Raw genomic sequence first — 25,343 nt, forward strand, 5'->3', positions numbered from 1 at the left:
GAGGGCTCTGAACGACAAAGCGGGCCCATGAGGCCCGCTTTCTTTTGTCGGTTGTCGGTTGTCGGCCGCTACTGCGGCGCTGCTGTTGCTCAGCCCGCGACCTGGTAGCTCACGTTGCGCGAAGCGGCTGGCGAGCCCGGCATGGCATGGGTCGCTTCGACCCAGCGGCGAACGCGCTCGGCATCGGCGATGCGGCTGAACTTGCCGGCCGAATCCAGGAACACCATGATCAGCTTGCGGCCGGCGACCTTGGCCTGCATCACGAGGCACTGGCCGGCTTCGTTGATGAAGCCCGTCTTCTGCACACCGATTTCCCAGTCAGGACTCTTCACGAGGCGGTTGGTGGTGTTGAACTGCAGCACGCGGTTGCCGACTTCGACCTGGTATTCAGGCGAGGTGGACAGCGAGCGCACGGTGGCATCGGAATAGGCGGCGTTGACCAGCAGCGCGAGGTCTTGCGCACTCGACTGGTTGCGGCTCGACAGGCCCGTGGGCTCCACGTAGCGCGTGTCCTTCATGCCGAGCATCTTGGCCTTGGCATTCATGATGCTCACGAAGGTCGTGAGGCCGCCCGGGTAGGTGCGGCCCAGCGCGTGCGCCGCGCGGTTTTCGCTCGACATCAGCGCCAGGTGCAGCAGTTCGCCGCGCGAGAGCGTCGTGCCGATGGTCAGGCGCGAGCGGCTGCCCTTTTCGGTGTCGACGTCGTCCTGGGTGATGGTGATCAGCTCGTCGTTCGGCAGATGGGCTTCGCTGATGAGCAAGCCGGTCATCAGCTTGGTGAGCGAGGCGATCGGCAGCACGGCATGGTCGTTCTTGCTGAACAGCACTTCGTGCGTGTCCTGGTCGATCACGAGGGCGACGCTGGACTTCAGGTCGAGCGCGTCGTCGGTGCCGTGCAGGCCGGCCATCTGGCCGAAGGACTGGCGCGGAGGCGCCTCGACGCGCACCACCGAGCGGCGCTGGACGGCCACCACGGTCTTGCCGTTCTTCTTGCGGATGGTGGCCACCACGTTGCGGCCGCCGCGAACGATCTTTTCGGCTTTTTCGCCTCGCTCGGCACGGCCGCCGCGCTGGACGACGGTGGCGACGCGCGGCCCCTTGGCGGAGGCGCTGCGCTTGACTTCGACCGGCACAGGGCCCTTCGCCTTCTTGGCGACAGAGGTCTTGGCGGCGGCGGGCTTTTCTTTCTTCGCAGCCTGGGCGCCAGGCAGCAAAAACGCCGTGGCGCAGAGCGCGACGGCGATGAATTTGAATGCGGGTAGGAACCGCTGGCTGGAAACTCGGCGGAGACGGGCTTCGGGCATTAATAAATCTCCAGCGGCGACAAACGAGGACCGCAGTGTATCGAATTCAAAAAAGACACGCAATATCAGTTACTTGCATCCTCTTCTTCATTCGAATACCAAGGAACGCCTGAAAACCTAACCTTGCGCTGCAACTCTCTCAGCTTGGCTCTGTAACTTATTGAGAGCACTCAAATAAGCTTTTGCCGAAGCGACCACGATGTCCGGGTCTGCACCCACACCGTTGACCACCCGCCCTGCGTTTTGTAACCGAACTGTAACTTCACCTTGGCTCTCTGTCGAGCCGCTGATCGCATTCACCGAGTAAAGAACCATCTCGGCGCCGCTCTTGACGTGCGACTCGATGGCTTTCAGCGAAGCATCAACCGGGCCATTGCCGTCGGATTCTCCGGTCACTTCCTTACCCTGGACGGTGAAGACGACTTTCGCCTGGGGGCGCTCGCCGGTTTCGCTGTGCTGGGAGAGAGAGACAAATGCAAACTGTTCGTCAACGTTCGAGAGCTCCTCCGCGCTGACGAGCGCGAGGATGTCCTCGTCGAAAATTTCGGACTTGCGGTCGGCCAGCTCCTTGAAGCGCAGGAAGGCGGCGTTGATGTCGGCCTCGCTGCCCATCGTCACGCCCAGTTCCAGGAGCCGCTGCTTGAACGCGTTGCGGCCGCTGAGCTTGCCCAGCACGATCTTGTTGGCGGCCCAGCCCACGTCCTCGGCCCGCATGATCTCGTAGGTGTCGCGCGCCTTGAGCACGCCGTCCTGGTGGATGCCCGAGGCGTGCGCGAAGGCGTTGGCGCCCACCACGGCCTTGTTGGGCTGCACCACGAAACCGGTGGTCTGGCTCACCATGCGGCTCGCGGCCACGATGTGCTGGGTATCGATGTTCAGGTCGAGCCCGAAGTAGTCGCGGCGGGTCTTCACGGCCATCACCACTTCCTCGAGCGAGCAATTGCCCGCGCGTTCGCCCAGACCGTTGATCGTGCATTCGACCTGGCGTGCGCCGCCGATCTTCACGCCGGCCAGCGAATTGGCCACGGCCATGCCCAGGTCGTTGTGGCAGTGCACCGACCAGATCGCTTTGTCGCTGTTGGGAACGCGCTCGCGCAGCATCTTGATGAAGTTGCCGTAGAGCTCTGGGATGGCGTAGCCGACGGTGTCGGGCACATTGATGGTGGTGGCGCCTTCGGCGATCACGGTTTCGAGCACGCGGCACAGGAAGTCCGGGTCGCTGCGGTAGCCGTCCTCGGGGCTGAACTCCACGTCGCTCACGAGGTTGCGCGCAAAACGCACGGAGAGCTTCGCCTGCTCGTACACATCGTCGGGCGACATGCGCAGCTTCTTTTCCATGTGCAGCGGCGACGTCGCGATGAAGGTGTGGATGCGGCCGCGCGCGGCGCCCTTGAGGGCTTCCGCGGCACGCGAGATGTCGCGGTCGTTGGCGCGCGAGAGGCCGCACACCGTCGAATCCTTGATCGCATTGGCGATCGCCTTGACCGCCTCGAAGTCGCCGTTCGAACTGGCCGGGAAACCCGCCTCGATGACATCGACCTTCAGCCGCTCGAGCTGCTTGGCGATGCGCATTTTCTCGTCGCGCGTCATGGAGGCGCCGGGCGATTGCTCGCCGTCGCGCAAGGTGGTGTCGAAAATAATGAGTTGGTCAGCCATCGTGAATCTCCTTGTTTTATTCAGCCATCGATCAGGCCGACGCCGGGCCGCTCCCAAGGCGGCCAGCGGCCCCCTCGGGGGGCAGCGACGACACGCAGTGCGGGAGCGTGGGGGTCATGCCTTCAGGCGACTTCAACCGCCGATTGTGCGCTGTGCGCGCCCCGGCTTCGCGCCCGCTGCACGCCCGAGACGATGGCCTTGAGCGACGCCGTGATCACGTTCGCGTCGATGCCCACGCCGAACAGCGTCTGGCTCTCGTCCACGCGCAGTTCGAGATAGGCCACCGACTTCGCATCGGCGCCGGCGCCGATCGCGTGCTGGTGGTAGTCCATCACGCGGACGGTGTGGCCAGTGGCCTTGCTCAGTGCTTGCGTGAAGGCGTCGATCGGGCCGTTGCCACGGCCTTCGATGGCGCGGGTTTCACCGTCCCACGGCAGGTCGCCGCGCAGCACGACAGAGGCGCTGGCGCCCTCGCCTTCTTCCTCGATCACGCGGTGCTGCAGCGACTGCGCGGTCTCGATGCCGTACTCGGTCACGAAGATCTGCCAGAGGTCGGCCGCGGTGAGTTCCTTGCCGGCGATGTCCATCACGCGCTGCACGCTCTGCATGAATTCCATCTGCAGGCGGCGCGGCATTTCGAGGCCGTATTCGCTCTCGAGCAGGTAGGCCATGCCGCCCTTGCCCGATTGGCTGTTCACGCGGATCACGGCTTCGTAGCTGCGGCCCACGTCCTTCGGATCGATGGGGAGGTAGGGCATGTCCCAGATGTCACCTTCCTTGCGCGCGGCAAAGGCCTTCTTGATCGCGTCCTGGTGCGAGCCGGAAAACGAGGTGTAGACGAGGTCGCCGACATAGGGATGGCGCGGATGCACGGCAATCTGGTTGCAGTGCTCGACCGTCGCGCGGATCTCGTCGATGTTCGAGAAATCCAGCTCGGGCGAAACGCCCTGGGTGTAGAGGTTGAGCGCGACGTTCACGAGGTCGAGATTGCCGGTGCGCTCGCCGTTGCCGAAGAGGCAGCCTTCGATGCGCTCGGCACCGGCCATCAACGCCAACTCTCCGGCGGCGGTGCCGGTGCCGCGGTCGTTATGGGGATGCACGCACAGCACGATGGCATCGCGACGCGCGAGGTTGCGGTGCATCCACTCGATCATGTCCGCGAAGATGTTCGGCGTGGAGTGCTCCACCGTCGTGGGCAGGTTGACGATGCACTTGTGCGCGGGCGTCGGCGCCCAGACTTCGGTGACCGCGTCGACCACGCGCTTGGAGAACACCACGTCGGTGCCCGAGAACATCTCGGGCGAGTACTGGAAGGTCCACTTCGTGGCCGGCTGCTTGGCGGCGAAGTCGTTGAACATGCGTGCGTGGCTGCTGGCGAGTTCGACGATCTGGTCTTCGTCCATGCCGAGCACCACGCGGCGCATCACCGGGGCGACGGCGTTGTAGAGATGGACGATGGCGCGCGGGGCGCCTTGCAGCGATTCGAAGGTGCGGGCGATGAGATGGTCGCGCGCCTGCGTCAGCACCTGGATCGTCACGTCGTCGGGAATGCGGTCTTCCTCTATGAGCTTGCGCACGAAGTCGAATTCGACCTGCGACGCGGAGGGAAAGCCGACTTCGATTTCCTTGAAGCCGATCGCCACGAGGGTCTCGAACATGCGCATCTTGCGGGCGATGTCCATCGGCTCGACCAGGGCCTGGTTGCCATCGCGCAGATCGGTCGACAGCCAGATCGGGGCCTGGGTCAGCACGGCATCGGGCCAGGTGCGGTCCTTGAGGCCGATCGGTGCGAATGCGCGGTATTTGGCTTGAGGTTGCTTGAGCATGTCGATTTCTCTGTGATGGTTGGTAATCAACCAGCAACCCCAAAAACAAACGGCCCGTTGCTGGTGCGAACGGGCCGTGGTGAGGGATTTGCGCGTGCGCTACCGTCTCCGCCCGTGAGGGAGGGCTAGTAGGGCCAGCAGCGAAATCTTGGTCATGAGGGTTGCGAATGTAGCACAAGCGACATTCAGTTATGCAAGCCCCGCTCGTCCGGCTCTTCGGTCGAGGTGCTGATCACGCTCACCGGCTGGCCCTTGGCCCTGCGCCATGCGTAGACCACGTAGCCGCTCAAACCGTAGGCCACGAAGAGACCGAACAGCACGGTCGGCGGATGGATGTTGATGACCGCGATGCCGAGCGCGATGAGCACGATCACGACGAAGGGCACGCTCTTTTTCATCTGCACGTCCTTGAAGCTGTAGAACGGCGCGTTCGTCACCATCGAGAGACCCGCATAGAGCGTGAATGCGAAGGTGACCCAGGTGATCTGCGTCCACGAGAGATACAGCACCTCGCCGCCGCGCTTGCCCCATTCGTTCACCAGCCAGATGAAGCCCGCCACGAGCGCCGCCGCCGCAGGCGACGGCAGCCCCTGGAACCAGCGCTTGTCGACCACGCCGGTGTTCACGTTGAAGCGCGCGAGCCGCAGGGCCGCGCAGGCGCAGTACACGAAGGCCGCGATCCAGCCCCAGCGGCCGAGGCCCTTGAGGGACCATTCGTAGGCGATGAGCGCCGGCGCCGCGCCGAACGACACCATGTCGGACAGCGAATCCATCTGCTCGCCGAACGCGCTCTGCGTGTTGGTCATGCGTGCGACGCGCCCGTCCAGGCTGTCGAGGATCATCGCGGCGAACACGCCGAGCGCCGCGAGGTCGAAACGCGCGTTCATGGCCATCACGACCGAGTAGAAGCCGCCGAACAACGCCGCCAGCGTGAACAGGTTCGGCAGGATGTAGATGCCCTTGCGACGCTTGCGCGGCTGCACATCGTCGGGGAGCGTGTCGTCATGCATTGAAATTGCCTCCGTCCCTCATGGGCACTGCGCGAGCAGCTATCCATTCGATAGCATTTTGATCTGTGAGTCGCATGGTTCGCAGTGTAGTTCAGGGGCGCTTCTCGCCCCGACAAACAAAAGGGCCACCGCAACGGGTGGCCCTTGGGAAAAGAGTGCCGGAGCACCCTTTCTGGCTCGCAGATCAGTTGCGAGTTTGATCGACCAGCTTGTTCTTCTTGATCCAGGGCATCATCGCGCGCAGCTTTTCGCCGACGACTTCGATCTGATGCTCCGAATTCAGGCGACGGCGGCTGATCAGCGCGGGCTGGCCGGCAGCGGCTTCGAGCACGAAGCTCTTGGCGTATTCGCCGGTCTGGATGTCCTTGAGCACTTGCTTCATGACCTTCTTGGTCTCGTCGGTCACGATGCGCGGGCCCGTGACGTACTCGCCGTACTCGGCGTTGTTCGAGATCGAGTAGTTCATGTTGGCGATGCCGCCTTCATAGATCAGGTCGACGATCAGCTTGAGCTCGTGCAGGCATTCGAAGTACGCCATTTCGGGCGCGTAGCCGGCTTCCACCAGCGTTTCGAAACCAGCCTTGATGAGCTCGACCGTGCCGCCGCACAGAACCGCTTGTTCGCCGAACAGGTCGGTCTCGGTTTCTTCGCGGAAGTTGGTCTCGATGATGCCGGCCTTGCCGCCGCCGTTGGCGGTGGCATAGCTCAGCGCGAGGTCACGCGCCTTGCCGGTCTTGTCCTGGTGCACGGCCACGAGGTGGGGCACGCCGCCGCCTTGCGTGTAGGTGCTGCGCACGGTGTGGCCCGGGGCCTTGGGGGCGACCATCCACACATCCAGGTCGGCGCGCGGCTGCACGAAACCGTAGTGCACGTTGAAGCCGTGCGCGAAGACGAGCGAGGCGCCTTCCTTGATGTGCGGGGCCACGTCGTTCTTGTAGACGTTGGCGATCTGCTCGTCGGGCAGCAGGATCATGACCACGTCGGCCGATTTGACGGCATCGGCGACTTCGGCGACCTGCAGGCCGGCCTTGCCGACCTTGTCCCACGAAGCGCCGCCCTTGCGCAGGCCGACCACGACCTTGACGCCGCTGTCGTTCAGGTTCTGCGCGTGCGCATGACCTTGCGACCCGTAACCGATGATTGCGACCGTCTTGCCCTTGATGAGGCTGAGGTCGGCGTCCTTGTCGTAGTAAACCTTCATGATGCGTCTTTCCTATTTAATCTCGAGCACCCCCTCAAGCGGGGGTGCGTTCACTCACAGTTGGCCGGAGGGATTCCGGTCCTTCATTTGCTGGTTGATGGACACGAGGTTGTCGTGAATGCGGAACAGCAGGATCAGCAATTCGCTATAGACGCGAACCATGATCGCGCCGAAAACAAGAATACCGATGGCAGCCAGGATGCGGCCCTGGAACAACGAGATGACCGTTGCCGCCAGCACGCCCAGCAGTCCGAGGAAGTACAGAATCCGAATGATGATCGGGGTCACCATCTTCTCGAAACCCAGCAAGTCTTGCATTACCTTCTCCTCATGTGTTGATTTAAAACATTGAAACTGAGGGGATCTTCACCCCCTACACGCGCAGGATGCGCTCGCCGCGCCCGATGCCGCTGGCACCGGTGCGGACAGTCTCGAGGATAGCGCTACGGTCGATCGCTTCCAAAAAAGCGTCGTTCTTGCCGTGATCGCCGGTGAGTTCGATGGTGTAGCTCTTGTCGGTGACGTCGATGATGCGGCCGCGGAAGATCTCGGCCATGCGCATCATTTCTTCGCGCTCCTTGCCCACCGCGCGCACCTTCACCATCATGAGCTCGCGCTCGGTGTAGGCGCCTTCGGTCAGGTCGACGACCTTCACGACCTCGATCAGGCGGTTCAGGTGCTTGGTGATCTGCTCGATCACGTCGTCCGAACCGGTGGTCACGATGGTCATGCGCGAGAGGCTCGCGTCCTCGGTCGGCGCGACGGTCAGCGATTCGATGTTGTAGCCACGGGCCGAGAACAGGCCCACCACGCGGGAAAGAGCACCCGGCTCGTTTTCCAGCAGCACTGCAATGATGTGTTTCATGTTTGCGTGACTCCTCTTTTCGCCGCCCTCCCCCGCGCACGGTAATGCGCGGGCTCGGCGGGCAATAGATTCGTCAGTAAAAGAGTTAAGCGAATGCGCCGCAGATCAGAGATCTTCGGAGCCCAACAGCATCTCGGTGATGCCCATGCCGGCCTTCACCATCGGGAACACGTTCTCGGTGGGGTCGGTGCGGAAGTCCATGAACACCGTGCGGTCCTTGAGCTTGCGCGCCTCACGCAGCGCGGGCTCCACGTCTTGTGGACGCTCGATCAGCATGCCGACGTGGCCATAGGCCTCGGCGAGCTTCACGAAGTTGGGCAGCGCGTCCATGTAGCTGTGGCTGTAGCGGCCGGAGTATTCGATCTCCTGCCACTGGCGCACCATGCCCAGGTAACGGTTGTTGAGCGAGCAGATCTTGATCGGCGTGTTGTATTGCAGGCAGGTGGACAGTTCCTGGATGCACATCTGCACCGAGCCTTCGCCGGTGATGGTGAACACTTCCGAATCGGGCTTGGCGAGCTTGATGCCCATGGCGTAGGGAATGCCCACGCCCATGGTGCCCAGGCCGCCCGAATTGATCCAGCGGCGCGGCTCGTCGAAGCGGTAGTACTGCGCGGCCCACATCTGGTGCTGGCCCACGTCCGACGTGATGTACGCGTCGGCGTCCTTGGTCATGTTCCAGAGGGTCTCGACCACGTACTGGGGCTTGATCACGTCCTTGTTGCCGCGGTCGTACTTGAGGCAATCGCGCGAGCGCCAGGCCTCGATGGTCTTCCACCAGTCGGCCAACGCGCCGGCATCGGGCTTAGTGGTGCTCTCGCGGATCATCGAGATCAGCTCGGTGAGCACGTCCTTCACGTCGCCGACGATCGGGATGTCGACCTTCACGCGCTTGGAGATGCTCGACGGGTCGATGTCGACGTGGATGATCTTGCGTTCGTTCGTGGCGAAGTGCTTGGGGTTGCCGATCACGCGGTCGTCGAAGCGCGCGCCCACGGCCAGCAGCACATCGCAGTTCTGCATCGCGTTGTTGGCTTCGATGGTGCCGTGCATGCCCAGCATGCCCAGGAACTTGCGGTCGCTCGCCGGGTAGGCGCCCAGGCCCATCAGCGTGTTGGTGACCGGGTAGCCGAGCATGTCGACCAGCGTGCGCAGTTCGTTGCAGGCGTTGCCCAAGAGCACGCCGCCGCCGGTGTAGATGTAGGGACGCTTGGCCGCCAGCAGGAGTTGCAGCGCCTTGCGGATCTGGCCGCCGTGGCCCTTGCGCACCGGGTTGTACGAGCGCATCTCGACCTTGTCGGGATAGCCGGCGTAGGGCGTTTTCTTGAAGGAAACGTCCTTGGGCACGTCCACCACCACGGGGCCGGGACGGCCGCTGCGCGCGATGTGGAAGGCCTTCTTCATCGTCATGGCCAGATCCTTGGGATCCTTGACGAGGAAGTTGTGCTTGACGATGGGGCGGGTGATGCCGACCGTGTCGCATTCCTGGAAGGCGTCGAGGCCGATGGCAGCGGTGGGTACCTGGCCGGAGATGATCACCATCGGAATGGAGTCCATGTACGCCGTGGCGATGCCGGTGACCGCATTGGTCAGGCCGGGGCCCGAGGTGACAAGTGCCACGCCCACTTCGCCGGTGGCGCGCGCATAGCCGTCGGCTGCGTGCACGGCGGCCTGCTCGTGGCGCACCAGAACGTGCTGGATGGTGTCCTGCTTGTAGAACGCGTCGTAGATGTACAGAACCGCGCCGCCGGGGTAGCCCCAGATGTACTGGACGCCTTCGGCCTGCAGTGCCTTGACCAGCACTTCAGCGCCCATGAGTTCTTGCGTGGGGTTGCCGGCGCCAGAGGACGCGGCTGCTGCGGAGATGATCTCCGCCTTCGAGATTTCCATGATCAACCTTTGTGTTTTTTCGGGAACGAAAAACCTTGGGTGCCCCTTGCCAACCCTTGTGAGGTCGCGCCAGGACTTGAGGCCATGGCCATGAGCGGACTGATGTTCCGCCGGACCTTGACCCGTTTGCCTTTTGACTTGCAGCGCGGATTATGACATTACCGGCCGTTCAGATTCGCTTCAGGTCGTCTGTAAAGGCGCCGGGGCATAATCCGCGGCGGAAAACCATAAGCGTTCGCTAGACATCCCTTCCCACGTGGCGCGCCCTTGCGCGCCCCCTCTCGCTTGGCCACTGAACAAGAACTCTCCGATTTCCTGAAAAGCGTCGAACGGCGCGCTTTCAAGCGCTCGGTCTATCACGTGCGGGACGAAGAAGCTGCGCTCGACATCGTGCAGGACAGCATGATGAAGCTGGCGCAGCACTATGGCGACAAGCCGGCCAACGAGTTGCCGATGCTGTTCCAGCGCATCCTGTCGAACTGCACGCTCGACTGGTTCCGCCGCCAGAAGACACGCCGCGCGCTGTTCTCGAATCTCAGCGACTTCGAATCGGTCGACGACGACGGCGATTTCGACCTTCTGGAGAACTTCGTCTCGCCAACCGACTCCAGAGAGACGGAAAGCGCCGAAGACACCACCCGCCGCGCCCAGGTCTTCCACGAGATCGAGGAGCAGATCGCCGCATTGCCGGGCCGTCAACGCGAGGCTTTCCTGATGCGTTACTGGGAGGAAATGGACGTCGCAGAGACGGCCGCCGCAATGGGCTGCTCCGAGGGCAGCGTCAAAACCCATTGTTCGCGAGCCGTTCACGCTCTGAGCAAGGCGCTCAAGGCCAAGGGAATATCGCTATGAACACTAAGGTTCCAACCTCTTCTATCGCCGCCGAAGACCAGTTCGGTCAGCGTCTGGCTGCCCGGCTGTCTGCCGGCCACCAGGAGCTATCGCACGATATCGGCGAGCGGCTGCGCGTTGCGCGCGCCCAGGCCGTGGCCGCGCGCAAGCAGGCTCCGCAATTGCGGACCGCGCCCGAGGTGGTGCAGTCCGGCAGCACGCTCACGCTGGGCGGTGGCTGGTGGACCCGCATCGGGTCCGTGGTGCCGCTGATCGCCCTCGTGGCCGGCCTCGTCACCATCAGCGTGATGCAGGACGACGACCGCGCCAGCGAGCTGGCCGAAGTCGACTCCGCCCTCCTCACCGGCGACCTGCCCCCCGCCGCCTACACCGACCCGGGCTTCGCCCAATTCCTGAAGGCCGACGGCGCCTCCGACTGACCCTTACCGACCGAATGCGACGCCCGTCCAACCCCAGCGCGAACACCCCCCGTCCCTTGCGCCCGCTCACGGCGGGCGCATTCGTTTGGGCGGGCGCGCTTGCCGTCGCAGCCTTCGGCCTGACGCTTGCCTGCGCCCAGCCGCCCTCCGAGGCCAACAAGTCCGGGCAGACGGGCGTCGCGAATTCCGCGCCAGCCGGTACCGCCAAGGCCGTTCCCGCGACCAAGCCGCTCTGGCACGAACTCACCGCCGAACAGCAGCAGGCCCTCAAGCCCCTGGTCCCCCACTGGACCACGATGAACACCGGGCAAAAGCGCAAATGGCTGGCACTGTCACGAAACTTCGCGAACATGTCGGCAGATGACCAAGTCACCTTGCACAGCCGCATGATCGAGTGGGCCGCCTTGAGCAACCAGCAGCGTGCCCAGGCGCGCCTGAATTTCGCCGAGGTCAAACGCGTGCCGGCCGACGAGCGCAAGGCCAAGTGGGAGCAATACCAGGCCCTGAGCGAGGAAGAAAAGCGCAAGCTCGCCGAGCGCGCGCCGGCCAAGCCCCGCGGTGCGGCCATTCCGGTGCGCCCCGTCTCGTCGCAGAAGCTCGTGCCGGTACCGGCCGTCACGCCGCCCGGCCAGCACACGCCCAGGATCGTGCTGGCGCCGTCGCCGGCAGCGCCCTCTGCAACTGCCGCCGTCCTGGTGACGACGCCGCTGGAGCGGGCGCCTGCCGCGGCCGGCATCACCCCTGCTGTGGCGCCCGCGCCCGTCAGCGTCACATCGCCGCCCGTTCCCGCCGAGGCCCAGGTCCCGCCGCCGACGCCCACGCCGGCACCCCCGGCGACCGAGCAGCTTCCCTCCGCCCCCTGACACCAAGGCTTCGATGGTTTCCAGTTCTCCCGAGGCTTCGGGGCCCGATCAGCCCGCCTCGCCTGCTTCCCCGGCAACCAGCAGCGCCTCTCCCTCGACAGTGCCCGGCCTCTGGCCCCGGATGGCCTGCTGGCTGTACGAAGGCATGCTGCTGTTCGCGGTCGTGTTCGTCTCGGGATGGCTGTTCAGCACGCTGGGCCAGATGCGCGACGCCATGGATTCGCGCCGGCACCTGTTCCAGGCCTTTCTGTTCGTGGTGTTCGGCGTGTACTTCGTCTGGTTCTGGACCAAGGGCCAGACGCTCGCGATGAAGACCTGGAACATCCGCATCGTCGACGTCCACGGCCAGCCCGTCAGCCAGCGCCGCGCGTTGGCCCGCTACCTCCTGAGCTGGATCTGGTTCCTGCCGCCGCTCGCCGCCATCGCGCCCTTCAAGCTGTCGGGCGGCGAATCGACCGTCCTGATCTTCGGCTGGGTCGCCATCTGGGCGCTCCTTGCACGTTTTCACCCCGATCGCCAGTTCTGGCATGACGCCTGGGCCGGTACGCGGCTCATCACCTCCAAGCCCATGAGCCGCCGATGAGTGCCCTGCCCGAGCTTCCCGACCCCGCCGTCAATCCGCAGAAGGCCCGCAAGGGTTTCGAGCGCGTCTTTCATGCCACGCTGATCTCGCTGCACGGCCTGCGCGCCGGCTGGAGCGAACCCGCCTTCCGGCAGGAAGCGATCCTCTCGATCGTGATGATCCCGGCCGCCTTCTGGCTCGGGCGCAGTTGGGTCGAAGTGGCGCTGCTGGCCGGCAGCGCGATCCTGGTGATGATCGTGGAGCTGCTCAACACGGCCGTGGAGGCCGCCATCGACCGCATCGGCCCCGAATGGCACGACCTCTCCAAGCGCGCCAAGGACATGGGCAGCGCCGCGGTGCTGCTCTCGCTCACGCTGTGCGGGGGCATCTGGGCGGCGGCTTTGTGGGCGCGCTTCGTGTCATGAGCGGGCCGGCATCCCGAGGCATGATGGCGGGATGAATCCTGAATTTTCGATCTGTGTGTATTGCGGCTCGCGCCCCGGCGAGCGCCCCGAGTTTTCCGAGGCCGCCACGGCTGCCGGCCAGTGGATCGGCCAGCACGGCGGCCAGCTGGTCTACGGGGGCGGCCGCACCGGCCTGATGGGCACGGTGGCCGAAGCCACGCGCCTGGCCGGCGGCCGCGTCGTCGGCATCATTCCCAAGGCCCTGGTCGACAAGGAACTGGCCAACCCGCTGTGCGATGAACTGCACGTGGTGGACACCATGCACGAGCGCAAGGCCATGATGGGCGAGCGCGCCGATGCCTTCATCGCCCTGCCAGGCGGCATCGGCACCTTCGAGGAGCTGTTCGAGATCTGGACCTGGCGCCAGCTCGGCTACCACGACAAGCCGACCGGCATCCTCAACACCGCCGGCTACTACGACAAGCTGCTCGACTTTCTTGCGCACAGCGTGCGCGAGGGCTTCATGGGCGACTGGCAGATGCAACTGATCCGCACCGGCACCGACGCCACCGAGTTGCTCACCACGCTGCGCGCCGAAGTGCCGCTCCATCCGCGCGAAGACCGGTTGTCGGAAAACCTCTGACGCCCGTCTCGAAAGAAAAAGCCCCGGTCAACGGGGCTTTTTTGCTTCAGACGGCGTTTTCGTTTTCTTCGCCGGTCCGGATGCGCACGATGCGTTCGACGGCGGTGACGAAGATCTTGCCGTCGCCGATCTTTCCGGTGCGCGCCGAATTGACGATGGCCTCGATGCAGCGCTCCACGTCGCCCTCGTTGACGACCACTTCGACCTTCATCTTGGGCAGGAAGTCGACCACGTATTCGGCGCCGCGGTAGAGCTCGGTGTGGCCCTTCTGGCGGCCGAAGCCCTTGACCTCGGTCACGGTCAGGCCGGTGACGCCCACTTCGGCCAAGGCCTCGCGCACGTCCTCGAGCTTGAAGGGTTTGACGATGGCGGTGATCTGCTTCATGGTTTTCGTGCTCCGGCGGTTTCGTTGAATTTGCTGGTGATAGGGTAACGCCAATCCTTGCCGAAGCTGCGGTGGGTCACCCGGATTCCTACCGGCGCCTGGCGCCGCTTGTATTCATTGATCTTGATGAGCCGCGCAACCCGCTCGACCACCGCGCGGTCGTAGCCCGCGGCAATGATCTCGTCGATGCCCTGGTCGTCCTGCATGTAGCGTGCCAGGATGCCGTCCAGGATGTCGTAGGGCGGCAGGCTGTCTTGATCGGTCTGGTCGGGCCGAAGCTCCGCGCTCGGGGGCCGCGTGATGATCCGCTCCGGAATCGGCGCAGCGCCTGTGCCGTACGGGTCGTGCGCGTTGCGCCAGCGCGCCAACGCGAACACCGTCGTCTTGAGCAGGTCCTTGATGACAGCGAAACCGCCCGCCATGTCGCCGTAGAGCGTGCAGTAGCCAGTGGCCATTTCGCTCTTGTTGCCGGTGGTGAGCACGATCGCGCCGAACTTGTTCGACAGGGCCATCAGCAGCGTGCCGCGGATGCGCGCCTGGATGTTTTCCTCGGCCGTGTCCTCGGCGAGGCCCTTGAACTCCGCGGCCAGGGCGCCCTTGAAAGATTCGAAGGTGTGCGCGATCGAAATCTCGTCGTAGCGCACGCCCAGGCGCATCGCCATCTCTCGCGCATCGATCCAGCTGATGTCGGCCGTGTAAGGCGAAGGCATCATCACCGCACGCACCTTGTCCTTGCCGAGTGCATCGACCGCAATGGCGAGCACCAATGCGGAGTCGATACCGCCCGAGAGCCCCAGGATGGCGCCCGGAAAACCGTTCTTGCCGATGTAGTCGCGCACGCCGAGAACCAGGGCATCCCACAACTGCGCTTCGGCATCGCGCGGCCCGGCCACAGCACCGGGCTCGATCGCGAAGCCGATGCCGCCTTGCGGTGCACGCTCCAGCTGCGCGAAGACCAATTTCTCCTGAAAGCTCTCGGCCTGCATGGCGAGCGTGCCGTCGGCCTGCAGCGCGAAGGAGGCACCGTCGAAAACCACTTCGTCCTGCCCACCAACCAGGTGCGCGTAGACCAGAGGCAGCCCCACGGCACGCGCACGATCGGCCATGCGCGCGACGCGCTCGCCTTCCTTGCCCACGTGATAGGGCGATGCGTTGATCACCGCCAGCACCTCGGCGCCGGCCTCGCGGGCCAGCTCGGCCGGCTGGTCGAACCACGCGTCTTCGCAGATCAGCAGCCCGACGGACACCCCGCCCGCCTCGAACACGCAGGTGCCCTGCCCCGGTGTGAAATAGCGGCGCTCGTCGAACACCTGGTAGTTCGGCAGCTCGCGCTTGGCATAGGTCTGAAGGATGCGGCCTTCCTTGATGACGCTGGCCGCGTTGTGGCGCAACTGCACTGCCACGGAGCGGCTGCGAAGGCTCCCGCCGGTCGGATGCCCCACCACTACGACCATGTCTTTGAGGTCGGCCAGCGCGGCGGCGATGCCTTTCACGGCATCATCACAGGCTTCGGTGAAGGCGGGACGGAGGAACAGGTCCTCCGCTGCGTAGCCGGCAATCGAGAGTTCGGGCGTCAGCAGCAGGCGCGCGCCTTGCGCATGGGCGTCGCGTGCGGCATCGACGATCTTTCTTGCGTTGCCGGCGAGGTCGCCCACCACAAAATTGAGTTGCGCGATGGCGAGCTTGAGCGTCATACAGAAGGAAGAAAAAGGCTTGAACGATTATGTCATTCGGGTTCTGGCGTCACCGTCGGACGTGAGCCCGAAAGCCTGGAACGCGCTGCTCGCCGCGCAGGCCGAGCCCTCGCCTTTCATGCGCCACGAATACCTCGCGGCGCTGCACGAAAGCGGCAGCGCATCCCCCGCGAACGGATGGACGGCGCAGTTCGTCACCCTCTGGCGCGGCAAAGCGCTCCAGGCCGCCTGCCCGGTCTACATCAAGGACCATTCGTACGGCGAGTACGTCTTCGACTGGGCCTGGGCCAACGCCTACGAACAGCACGGGCTCGCCTACTACCCCAAGGCCGTGGTCGCCGTTCCGTTCACGCCGGTGCCGGGCACGCGCCTCCTGGCGCGCGATGCGCAGAGTCGCACGCTGTTGGTGCAGGCGCTGGTCGCCTGGTGCAAGCAGGAAGAGCTCTCTTCATTGCACCTGCTCTTCGGCGCCGACGAGGACATCGCCGCCTGCACCGAAGCCGGGCTGATGCTGCGCAACACGGTGCAGTTCCATTGGACGAACGTGGCGCCCACGCCCGCCGAGGGCGAGCTCTCCAACCCGGGGCAGCCCGGCTACACCGACTTCGACGCCTTCCTCGCCAGCCTCGCCCACGACAAGCGCAAGAAGATCCGCCAGGAGCGCCGCAAGGTCGCCGACGCGGGCGTGAGCTTTCGCTGGTCGCGCGGCAAGGACATCTCCAAGGCCGACTGGGATTTCTTCTACCGCTGCTACGAGCGCACCTACCGCGAGCACGGCAACCCGCCCTACCTTGCGCGCGATTTCTTCCAGCGCATGGCCGACACCCTGCCCGAGGCCTGGCTGCTGTTCGTCGCCGAGCGCGACGGCAAGCCCATGGCCACGAGCCTGATCGCGCTCTCCACGCAGCCGGACGAACCGCTCGTCGCCTACGGCCGCTACTGGGGCGCGCTGGAGCGCGTCGACTGCCTGCACTTCGAGGCCTGCTACTACCAGCCCCTTGCCTGGTGCATCGAACACGGCGCAAGGCGCTTCGAAGGCGGCGCGCAGGGCGAGCACAAGATGGCGCGCGCGCTGATGCCGGTGAAGACCACCAGCGCCCACTGGCTGGCACACCCGGCGTTCTCCGATGCGGTCGAGCGCTTTCTCGAGCGCGAGGGCGCCGGCATCGAGAACTATATGGACCACCTGGGCGAGCGCAGCCCGTTCAAGGCCGGCTGAGGGCGCTTCTCTCTAACCAAGGGCCTAGCGCCCTTGACCGTTTGGCACATCGACGGTGCGCGGCGGCTCTCCTAGCATCCGGGCCAGAACAGCCCCGCTCCCGCGCTCCCGAGGAGAAACCGCATGCGCCCATCGATCCGCCTTGCCCTTGCGGCGCTCTGCTTCATGAGCGCCGGCCACGCCTTCGCCGCGAGCTTCGACTGCGCCAAGGCCGGCAACGCCACCGAGAAAGCCATCTGCGCCGACCCGGGCCTGTCGCGGCAGGACGAGGCCCTGGCCGCGCTCTACCAGCGCCAGCTCGAAATGCCCGACACGGGCCAGTGGCCGACGATCCTGCGGCGCGACCAGCGCGACTGGATCGCGGTGCGCAACCGCGAGTGCAAGGGCAACGTCGATTGCCTGAACCAGGACTACCAGCGCCGCATCGCCTACCTCAGCCATCCGCTGCTGCAGTGGATGGGCCGCTACGTGCAGGGCAAATGCCCGCACGAGGGCCGTTTCCTCGATGTCACGCCCGGTGACGCCGGGCAGCTCGATGTGGAGATCTACATCTGCCCCAACCCGCGCGGCAACATGCTGCTGCAAGGCAGGAGCGTGCTCGAAGCCGGGCAGCGCCTGAGGGTGGCGGAAAGCGGGCATTGCACCCGCACCTTCCAGTTCGCCGTCGACCGCATCACGGTCGCCGACGGGCCCGAATGCGCGCCCTCGCTGAAAGGCATTTACGTGCGCGACCCGCGCCGTTCGCCTTTTGTGCTGGAGTGAATTATTTCTTTCGGGTACAGCTTGACTGGCTCAAATCGGCAACTCGCAATTTCGCCGGGATGCCAGCAAAAAATAAAAACGCATCCAATTCTTTTGAAAGATTGGTTTTTATTAAAGGCCGGGCAATTAAAAATCCAAAACAATTCACAAGGCGGACGGTGATTTTTCAGTCAAACGCCAAATAACCAGGCAATTGCGGTTAAAAGATTCATCCTCTCCGAATCGACGAATGATTCGACGGTTCCCCACCTTTTGCAACCCGCAGTCCCGCCTGTCCATGTCCTACCTGCCCCCGCCAAATATCTCAACTCTCGAAAGCATCCTGCCTGACGAGCCCTTGCTCATGATGGGCGCCGGCCCCGTGCCAATCCCCTATCGGGTAGCGTTCGCAAACTCGATCGTCATCAACCACCTGGGCGAGACGATGAGCAAAGTCATCGGCCAGGTCAAAGACATGGGGCGGTATGTCTTCCAGACGTCTTCGTCCCATGTGCTCGGCGTCGCGGGCCCCGGCTCTGCGGCCATGGAAATGGCGATCACCAATCTGGTCACGCCCAGCTCGAAAGTCCTCAGTGTCGTCAACGGATATTTCAGCCAGCGCATGGCGGAAATGGCCCGCCGCGTGGGCGGCGTGGTCGACATTCTGGAGATCGAACCAAACCGCGGCGCCAGTGCAATGGGGGTGGAAGATCGTCTCAGGGCGCACAAGTACGACGTCATGACCATCGTCCAGGGCGAGACCTCGAACACCGTCTGGAACGGGGAGCTTCAGGCGATCGCCGCGGTGGCGAAGGCGCATGGCTGCCTCGTCGTCGTCGATGCCGTGTGCACGCTCAGCACGATGCCGCTGAGCATGGACGAGTGGCACATCGACGCAGTCATCACTGGGGGGCAGAAGGGCTTGTCTTCCATACCCGGCGTGTCGCTGCTCGCCTTCTCGCAAGCGGCCTGGGAGCGGATCGAGCGGCGCGAAAGCGAAATGCCGCATTGGTGCCTCGATGCGCGGCTCGCGGACAAATTCTGGAACCAGAACTCGTACCACTACACAGCCCCGGTCTCAGGCATTCTGGCCATCCACGAAGCCCTTCGACTGGTCTGCGAAGAGACCCTGTCCGTGCGCTTTCGTCGGCATCAGCTTTGCTCCGAAGCGCTTCAGGCGGGGATAGAAGCCATGGGCTTGACGTTGCTCGTCGGCAAGCCGTCCAGGCTGAATTCGGTCATCGGAATCAACGTGCCGCACGACGTGTCGGCCGATCGAACGAGGGCCCATATGTCGAGGGCGCACAAGGTCGAAATCTCAGGGTCGTTCGGCCTGAACATCCTGCGCATCGGGCAGATGGGAGAGCAGTGCCGGGAGCACAACCTCTTCAGGACATTGCATGCGCTCGGGTTGAGCCTGGCCGCGAACGGTGCCTCTTCGCTCAATGTTCCGCTGGGCATGGCCACATTGGAGCGGGTGCTTTCGGAGGCTGGCAACGGCGCGCAGGGCGCTCCACACGAAGGTCAACCAGCCGCAGCTGGTTGACGGGGTTCGGCGAGGGCCGGCCAGAGGGCACGGAAGGGCGAGCGCCCCTGCCCTCGCGCGAATCGTTTCTTACTTCTTGTACGCCGCGATCCCGTCGACGACTTCCTTCTTCGCTGCGTCGATGCCTTCCCAGCCCAGCACCTTGACCCACTTGCCCGCTTCCAGGTCCTTGTAGTGCTCGAAGAAGTGGCTGATGGCCTTCAGGCGCATCGGGTTCACGTCGTCGACCGACTTCCAGTGGCTGTAGATCGGCAGCACCTTATCGGTGGGCACGGCCAGCACCTTGCCGTCGACGCCGGCTTCGTCTTCCATCATCAGGATGCCCAGGGGGCGGCAGGGCACGACCACGCCCGGCAAGAGCGGGTACGGGGCGATCACCAGCACGTCGACCGGGTCGCCGTCGCCCGAGAGGGTCTGCGGCACGTAGCCGTAGTTGGCGGGGTAGTACATGGCCGTCGTCATGAAGCGGTCCACGAAGATCGCGCCCGATTCCTTGTCGACTTCGTACTTGATCGGGTCGGCATTCATCGGGATTTCGATCACGACGTTGAAGGCATCGGGGACGTTCTTGCCGGGGGAGACTTTGTCGAAGGACATGACGTTTTTCGAGTAGTTGAAAAGTATTGGGGAGACGGGGACAAACCCTGAGTTTACTTTCCGTGTCACCGCGCGGTCGCACACGCCCGCGTTTTTGCCTGTAAATTGCAACCGTTGGCCAATCGGCTCCTCACCTTCTCGGTGCAGCGAGCTTCGAGGAAGCAACGCGACGGAAAACCTGGGTCCCGTACGCGTTGCGCGCAGGATCCATGCTGTCCGTCTCCACAAGTCATATCGAACGAATGGAGAAGCAAAGCATGATCGGCAACACCCCCCTGATACTCGCCATCGTCTGCGGCCTCGTGGCCGTCGGCTACGGTTTCTGGGCCCGAAGTTGGATTCTCGCCAAGGACCCGGGCAACGCCCGGATGCAGGAAATCGCCGCCGCCATCCAGGCCGGCGCCTCGGCTTACCTCGCCAAGCAGTACACCACCATCGCGGTGGTCGGCGTCATCCTGGCGGTGCTCATCGCCCTCTTCCTCGACCTCACCACGGCCGTCGGCTTCGTGGTCGGCGCGGTGCTCTCGGGCGCATGCGGCTTCATCGGCATGAACGTGTCGGTGCGCGCCAACGTGCGCACGGCGCAAGCCGCCACCAAGGGCATCGGCCCGGCGCTGGACGTGGCGTTCCGCGGCGGCGCCATCACCGGCATGCTGGTGGTCGGTCTCGGCCTGCTGGGCGTGACCGGCTTCTACTGGTTCCTGGCCGGCAGCGCGCCCAAGTCGGACCACACCCTGGCGGCCATCCTCAATCCGCTGATCGGCTTTGCCTTCGGCTCCTCGCTGATCTCGATCTTCGCGCGGCTGGGCGGCGGCATCTTCACCAAGGGCGCCGACGTCGGCGCCGACCTGGTGGGCAAGGTCGAAGCCGGCATTCCGGAGGACGATCCGCGCAACCCCGCGGTGATCGCCGACAACGTGGGCGACAACGTGGGCGACTGCGCCGGCATGGCGGCCGACCTCTTCGAGACCTACGCGGTGACGCTGATCGCCACCATGGTGCTCGGCGCGCTGATGGTCACCACGGCGCCCGGCAACGCGGTGCTGTACCCGCTCGCGCTGGGCGGCGTGTCGATCATCGCGTCGATCATCGGCTGCTTCTTCGTGAAGGCGTCGCCGGGCATGGTCAACGTGATGCCGGCGCTCTACAAGGGGCTGGCGGTCGCGGGCATCCTGTCGCTGATCGCGTTCTGGTTCGTCACGGCGTGGATCATTCCGGACAACGCCATCGCCGCGAGCGGCAGCCAGCTGAAGCTCTTCGGCGCCTGCTTCGTGGGCCTGGCGCTCACCGCGGCGCTGGTGTGGGTCACCGAGTACTACACGGGCACGCAGTACAAGCCGGTGCAGCACATCGCGCAGGCCTCGACCACGGGCCACGGCACGAACATCATCGCGGGCCTGGGCGTCTCGATGCGCTCCACGGCCTGGCCGGTGATCTTCGTGTGCATCGCGATCCTGGCCTCGTATTCGCTGGCCGGCCTGTTCGGCATCGCTGTGGCCGCTACGTCGATGCTGAGCATGGCGGGCATCGTGGTGGCTCTCGACGCCTACGGCCCCATCACCGACAACGCCGGCGGCATCGCCGAGATGAGCGATCTGCCCGACAGCGTGCGCGCCGTGACCGACCCGCTCGACGCGGTCGGTAACACCACCAAGGCCGTGACCAAGGGCTACGCGATCGGCTCGGCCGGCCTGGCCTCGCTGGTGCTCTTTGCCGACTACACGCACAAGCTGGAGAGCTTCGGGCTGAACATCAGCTTCAACCTGAGCGACCCGATGGTGATCGTGGGCCTCTTCATCGGCGGGCTGATTCCCTACCTCTTCGGCGCAATGGCCATGGAAGCCGTGGGCCGCGCGGCCGGTGCGGTGGTGGAAGAAGTGCGCCGCCAGTTCCGCGAGATCCCCGGGATCATGGAAGGCACCGGCAAGCCCGAGTACGGCAAGGCCGTGGGCATGCTGACCGGCGCGGCCATCAAGGAAATGATGATCCCGTCGCTGCTGCCGGTGGTGGTGCCGATCGTCGTGGGCCTCGTGCTCGGACCGAAGGCGCTGGGGGGCCTCTTGATGGGCACGATCGTCACGGGCCTGTTCGTCGCCATCTCGATGTGCACGGGCGGCGGCGCGTGGGACAACGCCAAGAAGTACATCGAGGACGGCCACCACGGCGGCAAGGGCTCCGAGGCGCACAAGGCGGCCGTCACCGGCGACACCGTGGGCGACCCCTACAAGGACACCGCCGGCCCCGCCGTGAACCCGCTGATCAAGATCATCAACATCGTGGCGCTGCTCATCGTGCCGCTGGTGGTGAAGTTCCATGCGGGGGATGCGGCGGCGATGGCGCCTGCCAAGGTCGAGACGCCGGCCGCCGCGACCGCACCTGCGCCGGCGCCCTCGGCCATGGCACCGGCCACACCGGCGGCCGCCGTCGCCTCGGGCGCGGTGTCCGCAGTCGAAGCCGCCGCGGTGAAGGTCGAGAACGGCGTCGTGAAGTTCTACTTCGCAAGCGCCAGCTCCGAAGTCGCGCCCAACGCCAAGGAGGCGCTGGCCGATGTCATCAAGGCCGTGCAGAGCGGCAGCACCGTGCTGGTGAGCGGCTACCACGATGCGAGCGGCGACCCGGCCAAGAACGCCGAACTGGCCAAGCAGCGCGCCATGGCCGTGAGCGATGCGCTCAAGGCCGCTGGCGCGCCCGAGGACAAGATCGAGCTGGCCAAGCCCGAGCAGTCGCAGGCCGATGGGCCGGCGTCGGAAGCGCGCCGCGTCGAAGTGAAAGTGAAGTCCTGAAGATGCCCACACCCGCACGGCTCGAAGCCTTCATCGCCGCCGTGGAAGGCGGCGCGCATGCGCAGGCCATCGAGGACTACTACACCGAAGACGCCACCATGCGCGAGAACCAGGCCGAGCCCCGGCGCGGGCGCAGCACGCTGGTCGCGCAGGAGAGCGCCGTGCTCGATCGCACCGAGTCGGTGGTGTCCACGTGCGTGCGGCCCGTGCTGGTGAACGGCGACCACGTGGCGATCCACTGGGTCTTCGCGTTCACCTTCAAGGACGGCGCCACCATGCGCATGGAAGAGATCGCGTGGCAGCGCTGGGACGGCGAGCGCATCGCCGAGGAGCAGTTCTTCTACGACCCGGCGCAGAGAAAGCCGGGCTGAAGAATGCGCTGATCTTTTTTACCGCCGGCCGGGCATTGGAGTCATTTCAAGGGAGACCTCCTCAACCGATGAAAAGCCTTCGCCGACCTCTCTTGCATTCCTTGCATGCCCTGCTGTTGCTGCCGGCCATGGCGGCAACCAGCGCACTCGCGCAAGCCCGCCCGGACGCGATGCCCCTGAGCTTCGACGCGGCGCGCGCCCGCATGATCGAGCGATCCGACAAGCTGGCTGCCGCGCGCTCGGCGGTCGAATCGAAAGAGCTGCAGAGCGAAGGCTTGAAGCGCCTGGGCGGCCCGGTGGTGAGCGTCTCGGGGCTGGCCTATGCGTACAACGCCAACCTGAACCTGGACCTCGATCCGCTCAACCAGAAGCTCGGGCAGATCGGCCAGTCGCTGCCGCCGTCGATCCAGAGCTTCATCTCGCGCGTGCCGATTCCGCAACTGCCCAACAGCTACACGCTCAACCGGCACGACACGGGCACCAATACCTCGATCTCGGCGGTCTGGCCGATCTACCTGGGCGGAGCGACCGATGCGGTGCGCGGCTTCGTCTCGGCCCAGGCGCGCGAGGCGCAGGCCGATGCCGAGCAGGCCGGCCACGAAGTCGACACGCTGCTGGTGCAGCGCTACTTCGGCGCCCAGCTCGCGCAGCGCGCGGCCACGCTGCGCGCGCAGGCCGAACGCACCATCGCCCAGCACGACGCGGCCGCGCAGAAGATGCTCGCGGCCGGCGTGATCTCGCGCGTCGAGCGGCTGCAGGCCAGTGCGGCGTATGAAGAAGCCCGGCGCAACGCGCGCAAGGCCGAGGACGACGCGGCGCTGGCAGCTGTCGCACTCGCCCGCACGGTGCGCGCCGACGGCGCCGTGACGCCGCAGACGCCGCTCTTTTTGATCAGTGCGCCCATCGAGCCGCTCAATTACTTCATCGATTCGGCGCTCACGCGGCATCCGGGCCTCGGCAAGGTCGCGGCCAAGAAGTCGCAGGCCGAGCAGTTGCACGAAGGCGAAGCGGCGCTGCGCCGCCCGCAGGTCATCGCCTTCGGCACGCGGCAACTCAAGAGCGGCAATGCCGACTGGGTGGCGGGCCTGGGCGTGCGCTGGACGCTGTACGACTCGGTCGATCGTGACGCGCTCTCGGCCTCTTCGCAAAAGCAGGTCGAACAGGCCGAGCACACCGATGCGCAGGCGCGCAGCGACATCTCGCTCCTGGTCGAGCGCAACTGGCGCGCGCTGGAAAACGCGCGCCGCCAGTACCTCGAGATGAAGGCTTCGGTCGCACTCTCGGAAGAAGTGGTGAGGCTGCGCGTGGCGGGCCTGCGCGAAGGCACGAGCACCACGCTGGACCTGATCGACGCGGAGACCAACCGCGCCAAGGTGCTGACCGAGCGCGCGCAGGCGGCCAACGAGTACGTTCAGGCGCTCGCGCAGTTGCTCGAGAGCGCGGGCCTCTCCGAGAAGTTTTCCGACTACATCGCGCGTGCCGACGTGAGGGTGAATTGATGATGAGTGCCAAGACCCGAAAACTGATCGCCATCGCCGCGGCGCTGCTCGTGCTGGCGTTGCTCGTCTGGGGCTTCTGGCGCGCCTCGCAGCCCGCGGCCGAAGTCTTCCAGGGGCAGATGGAGGCGCGCGAGACCGACGTGGCCGGCAAGGTCACCGCGCGCATCGCCGAAGTGGCGGTGAAGGAAGGCGATCGCATCCAGGCCGGCGCGCTGCTGGTGCGCATGGACAGCCCCGAGGTGCGTGCCAAGCTCGCGCAGGCCACCGCCGCCGAACAGGCAGCGCAGGCCGTCGCCGACAAGGCGCAGAACGGCGCGCGCCCGCAGGAGGTGGAGATGGCGCGCATGCAATGGCAGCGCGCAGAAACCGCCGCACAGCTCGCGCAGACCTCGTTCCGCCGCGTCGATGGCCTTGCGCGCGACGGCCTGGTCGCCGACCAGAAGCGCGACGAGGCCGAAGCCAACTGGAAGGCCTCGCGCGACGCGGCCATCGCGGCGAAGGCGCAGTTCGACATGGCCCGCATCGGCGCCCGCCCCGAGGACCAGGCCGCGGCCAGCGCGCAGGCGCGCCAGGTCGCAGGCGTGGTGGCCGAGGCGGAAGCCGCCAAGGCCGAGACCGAGCTGCGCAGCCCCGTGGGCGGCGAAGTGGCCAAGGTGCTCGCCAAGGTCGGCGAGCTGTCGCCGCAGGGCGTGGCGGTGGTCACGGTGGTCGACCTGAACGACCAGTGGGTGGTGCTGAACGTGCGCGAAGACCGGCTCGCGCGCTTCGCGGTCGGCAGCGAGTTCGATGCCCGCCTGCCGGCGCTGGTGAACGACAAGAACAAGTCCGACGCACATCGCGCGGCCCGCTTCAAGGTCTACTACAGCGCCGCCCTGCCCGACTTCGCGACGTGGCGCGCGACGCGCGGGGGCAATGGCTTCGACGTGCGCACCTTCGAAGTCCGCGCGCGGCCGCTCAAGCCGATCGACGGCGCGCGGCCGGGCATGAGCGTGCTGGTCGATTGACGGTCCGGC

General features: G+C 65.3%; 24 protein-coding genes. 13 read left to right on the forward strand and 11 right to left on the reverse strand.

The features are described 5' to 3' along the window. Positions 1–89: 89 nt before the first annotated feature. From JC881_RS03315 to JC881_RS03350, 8 genes are all read right to left on the reverse strand, one after another. Positions 90–1,304 carry a serine hydrolase gene (locus JC881_RS03315; RefSeq protein WP_198784270.1) on the reverse strand — a complete coding sequence of 405 codons (1,215 nt, stop codon included), beginning with the start codon at positions 1,302–1,304 and terminating at the stop codon, positions 90–92. A 117-nt stretch (positions 1,305–1,421) separates the two neighbouring features. Next, complete coding sequence (locus JC881_RS03320; protein ID WP_198784882.1) at positions 1,422–2,960, reverse strand: 2-isopropylmalate synthase; 1,539 nt, start codon at positions 2,958–2,960, stop codon at positions 1,422–1,424. A 122-nt stretch (positions 2,961–3,082) separates the two neighbouring features. Beyond that, on the reverse strand, positions 3,083–4,786 hold the full coding sequence (gene leuA, locus JC881_RS03325; protein ID WP_198784271.1) for a 2-isopropylmalate synthase: 1,704 nt from the start codon (positions 4,784–4,786) through the stop codon (positions 3,083–3,085). Between the two features lie 185 nt (positions 4,787–4,971). Next, positions 4,972–5,796 carry a CDP-diacylglycerol--serine O-phosphatidyltransferase gene (gene pssA, locus JC881_RS03330; protein ID WP_093432073.1) on the reverse strand — a complete coding sequence of 275 codons (825 nt, stop codon included), beginning with the start codon at positions 5,794–5,796 and terminating at the stop codon, positions 4,972–4,974. Positions 5,797–5,980: 184 nt separating this feature from the next. Next, positions 5,981–6,997, reverse strand: a complete 1,017-nt coding sequence (gene ilvC, locus JC881_RS03335) for a ketol-acid reductoisomerase (RefSeq protein ID WP_093122648.1) — start codon at positions 6,995–6,997, stop codon at positions 5,981–5,983. A 54-nt stretch (positions 6,998–7,051) separates the two neighbouring features. Continuing rightward, on the reverse strand, positions 7,052–7,315 hold the full coding sequence (locus JC881_RS03340; RefSeq protein WP_042579951.1) for a DUF4282 domain-containing protein: 264 nt from the start codon (positions 7,313–7,315) through the stop codon (positions 7,052–7,054). A gap of 55 nt (positions 7,316–7,370) precedes the next feature. After that, on the reverse strand, positions 7,371–7,862 hold the full coding sequence (ilvN, locus tag JC881_RS03345) for an acetolactate synthase small subunit (protein ID WP_013540983.1): 492 nt from the start codon (positions 7,860–7,862) through the stop codon (positions 7,371–7,373). A gap of 105 nt (positions 7,863–7,967) precedes the next feature. Continuing rightward, positions 7,968–9,752 (reverse strand): acetolactate synthase 3 catalytic subunit, encoded by a 1,785-nt coding sequence (locus tag JC881_RS03350; RefSeq protein WP_013540982.1) that lies wholly within the window; start codon positions 9,750–9,752, stop codon positions 7,968–7,970. Positions 9,753–10,037: 285 nt separating this feature from the next. Between JC881_RS03350 and JC881_RS03355 the strand changes: the two genes are divergently transcribed. Genes JC881_RS03355 through JC881_RS03380 form a run of 6 tightly spaced genes read left to right on the forward strand, consistent with a single transcriptional unit; the run spans position 10,038 to position 13,495 of the window. Beyond that, positions 10,038–10,604 (forward strand): RNA polymerase sigma factor, encoded by a 567-nt coding sequence (locus JC881_RS03355; protein WP_042579950.1) that lies wholly within the window; start codon positions 10,038–10,040, stop codon positions 10,602–10,604. Next, positions 10,601–11,023 (forward strand): DUF3619 family protein, encoded by a 423-nt coding sequence (locus JC881_RS03360; RefSeq protein WP_198784272.1) that lies wholly within the window; start codon positions 10,601–10,603, stop codon positions 11,021–11,023. Before JC881_RS03355 ends, JC881_RS03360 begins: the two co-directional genes overlap by 4 nt. A gap of 56 nt (positions 11,024–11,079) precedes the next feature. After that, on the forward strand, positions 11,080–11,886 hold the full coding sequence (locus JC881_RS03365; protein ID WP_233101506.1) for a DUF3106 domain-containing protein: 807 nt from the start codon (positions 11,080–11,082) through the stop codon (positions 11,884–11,886). Positions 11,887–11,899: 13 nt separating this feature from the next. Then, positions 11,900–12,469, forward strand: a complete 570-nt coding sequence (locus JC881_RS03370; protein WP_198784274.1) for an RDD family protein — start codon at positions 11,900–11,902, stop codon at positions 12,467–12,469. Then, positions 12,466–12,873 carry a diacylglycerol kinase gene (locus JC881_RS03375; RefSeq protein WP_042576733.1) on the forward strand — a complete coding sequence of 136 codons (408 nt, stop codon included), beginning with the start codon at positions 12,466–12,468 and terminating at the stop codon, positions 12,871–12,873. Before JC881_RS03370 ends, JC881_RS03375 begins: the two co-directional genes overlap by 4 nt. A gap of 31 nt (positions 12,874–12,904) precedes the next feature. After that, a complete protein-coding gene (locus JC881_RS03380) occupies positions 12,905–13,495 on the forward strand; it encodes a TIGR00730 family Rossman fold protein (RefSeq protein ID WP_198784275.1) in 591 nt (196 codons plus the stop codon). A gap of 46 nt (positions 13,496–13,541) precedes the next feature. Here JC881_RS03380 and JC881_RS03385 read toward each other — a convergent pair whose 3' ends face one another. Further along, on the reverse strand, positions 13,542–13,880 hold the full coding sequence (locus JC881_RS03385; protein WP_013540975.1) for a P-II family nitrogen regulator: 339 nt from the start codon (positions 13,878–13,880) through the stop codon (positions 13,542–13,544). Further along, positions 13,877–15,574 (reverse strand): NAD+ synthase, encoded by a 1,698-nt coding sequence (locus JC881_RS03390; protein WP_198784276.1) that lies wholly within the window; start codon positions 15,572–15,574, stop codon positions 13,877–13,879. The genes JC881_RS03385 and JC881_RS03390 overlap by 4 nt, the downstream gene beginning before the upstream one ends. Positions 15,575–15,593: 19 nt before the next feature. Here JC881_RS03390 and JC881_RS03395 point away from each other — a divergent pair, with 19 nt between their 5' ends. The 3 genes from JC881_RS03395 (at position 15,594) to JC881_RS03405 (ending at position 19,080) form a co-directional block, all read left to right on the forward strand. Next, entirely contained in the window at positions 15,594–16,793 is a 1,200-nt protein-coding gene (locus JC881_RS03395) for a GNAT family N-acetyltransferase (protein WP_198784277.1), read from the forward strand. Positions 16,794–16,916: 123 nt separating this feature from the next. Next, positions 16,917–17,555 carry a lysozyme inhibitor LprI family protein gene (locus JC881_RS03400; RefSeq protein ID WP_198784278.1) on the forward strand — a complete coding sequence of 213 codons (639 nt, stop codon included), beginning with the start codon at positions 16,917–16,919 and terminating at the stop codon, positions 17,553–17,555. A 277-nt stretch (positions 17,556–17,832) separates the two neighbouring features. After that, a complete protein-coding gene (locus JC881_RS03405; protein ID WP_198784279.1) occupies positions 17,833–19,080 on the forward strand; it encodes a pyridoxal-phosphate-dependent aminotransferase family protein in 1,248 nt (415 codons plus the stop codon). A gap of 69 nt (positions 19,081–19,149) precedes the next feature. Here the strand turns inward: JC881_RS03405 and ppa are convergent, their stop codons facing one another. Further along, the gene (gene ppa / locus JC881_RS03410) at positions 19,150–19,677 is read right to left on the reverse strand and encodes an inorganic diphosphatase (protein WP_042576736.1); all 528 of its coding nucleotides are present in this window, start codon (positions 19,675–19,677) and stop codon (positions 19,150–19,152) included. Positions 19,678–19,934: 257 nt separating this feature from the next. Between ppa and JC881_RS03415 the strand changes: the two genes are divergently transcribed. The 4 genes from JC881_RS03415 (at position 19,935) to JC881_RS03430 (ending at position 25,334) form a co-directional block, all read left to right on the forward strand. Then, a complete protein-coding gene (locus JC881_RS03415) occupies positions 19,935–22,460 on the forward strand; it encodes a sodium-translocating pyrophosphatase (protein ID WP_198784280.1) in 2,526 nt (841 codons plus the stop codon). Positions 22,461–22,462: 2 nt separating this feature from the next. Further along, entirely contained in the window at positions 22,463–22,831 is a 369-nt protein-coding gene (locus JC881_RS03420) for a nuclear transport factor 2 family protein (protein ID WP_198784281.1), read from the forward strand. Between the two features lie 92 nt (positions 22,832–22,923). Further along, positions 22,924–24,330 carry a TolC family protein gene (locus JC881_RS03425; protein ID WP_233101507.1) on the forward strand — a complete coding sequence of 469 codons (1,407 nt, stop codon included), beginning with the start codon at positions 22,924–22,926 and terminating at the stop codon, positions 24,328–24,330. Next, positions 24,330–25,334 (forward strand): HlyD family secretion protein, encoded by a 1,005-nt coding sequence (locus JC881_RS03430; RefSeq protein ID WP_443083325.1) that lies wholly within the window; start codon positions 24,330–24,332, stop codon positions 25,332–25,334. The genes JC881_RS03425 and JC881_RS03430 overlap by 1 nt, the downstream gene beginning before the upstream one ends. Positions 25,335–25,343: the final 9 nt, after the last annotated feature.

This window comes from Variovorax sp. IB41 (genome assembly GCF_016405905.1).
Taxonomy (GTDB): Bacteria; Pseudomonadota; Gammaproteobacteria; order Burkholderiales; family Burkholderiaceae_C; genus Variovorax.

Bases quoted from the DNA above. Each gene is read 5' to 3' on its own strand.
- ppa (WP_042576736.1), bottom strand. From the start codon at position 19,677: ATGTCCTTCGACAAAGTCTCCCCCGGCAAGAACGTCCCCGATGCCTTC.
- JC881_RS03430 (WP_443083325.1), top strand. From the start codon at position 24,330: ATGATGAGTGCCAAGACCCGAAAACTGATCGCCATCGCCGCGGCGCTG.
- JC881_RS03380 (WP_198784275.1), top strand. From the start codon at position 12,905: ATGAATCCTGAATTTTCGATCTGTGTGTATTGCGGCTCGCGCCCCGGC.
- JC881_RS03385 (WP_013540975.1), bottom strand. From the start codon at position 13,880: ATGAAGCAGATCACCGCCATCGTCAAACCCTTCAAGCTCGAGGACGTG.
- JC881_RS03390 (WP_198784276.1), bottom strand. From the start codon at position 15,574: ATGACGCTCAAGCTCGCCATCGCGCAACTCAATTTTGTGGTGGGCGAC.
- JC881_RS03320 (WP_198784882.1), bottom strand. From the start codon at position 2,960: ATGGCTGACCAACTCATTATTTTCGACACCACCTTGCGCGACGGCGAG.
- ilvC (WP_093122648.1), bottom strand. From the start codon at position 6,997: ATGAAGGTTTACTACGACAAGGACGCCGACCTCAGCCTCATCAAGGGC.
- leuA (WP_198784271.1), bottom strand. From the start codon at position 4,786: ATGCTCAAGCAACCTCAAGCCAAATACCGCGCATTCGCACCGATCGGC.
- JC881_RS03405 (WP_198784279.1), top strand. From the start codon at position 17,833: ATGTCCTACCTGCCCCCGCCAAATATCTCAACTCTCGAAAGCATCCTG.
- JC881_RS03415 (WP_198784280.1), top strand. From the start codon at position 19,935: ATGATCGGCAACACCCCCCTGATACTCGCCATCGTCTGCGGCCTCGTG.
- JC881_RS03420 (WP_198784281.1), top strand. From the start codon at position 22,463: ATGCCCACACCCGCACGGCTCGAAGCCTTCATCGCCGCCGTGGAAGGC.
- JC881_RS03340 (WP_042579951.1), bottom strand. From the start codon at position 7,315: ATGCAAGACTTGCTGGGTTTCGAGAAGATGGTGACCCCGATCATCATT.
- ilvN (WP_013540983.1), bottom strand. From the start codon at position 7,862: ATGAAACACATCATTGCAGTGCTGCTGGAAAACGAGCCGGGTGCTCTT.
- JC881_RS03350 (WP_013540982.1), bottom strand. From the start codon at position 9,752: ATGGAAATCTCGAAGGCGGAGATCATCTCCGCAGCAGCCGCGTCCTCT.
- JC881_RS03315 (WP_198784270.1), bottom strand. From the start codon at position 1,304: ATGCCCGAAGCCCGTCTCCGCCGAGTTTCCAGCCAGCGGTTCCTACCC.
- pssA (WP_093432073.1), bottom strand. From the start codon at position 5,796: ATGCATGACGACACGCTCCCCGACGATGTGCAGCCGCGCAAGCGTCGC.
- JC881_RS03400 (WP_198784278.1), top strand. From the start codon at position 16,917: ATGCGCCCATCGATCCGCCTTGCCCTTGCGGCGCTCTGCTTCATGAGC.
- JC881_RS03375 (WP_042576733.1), top strand. From the start codon at position 12,466: ATGAGTGCCCTGCCCGAGCTTCCCGACCCCGCCGTCAATCCGCAGAAG.
- JC881_RS03360 (WP_198784272.1), top strand. From the start codon at position 10,601: ATGAACACTAAGGTTCCAACCTCTTCTATCGCCGCCGAAGACCAGTTC.
- JC881_RS03370 (WP_198784274.1), top strand. From the start codon at position 11,900: ATGGTTTCCAGTTCTCCCGAGGCTTCGGGGCCCGATCAGCCCGCCTCG.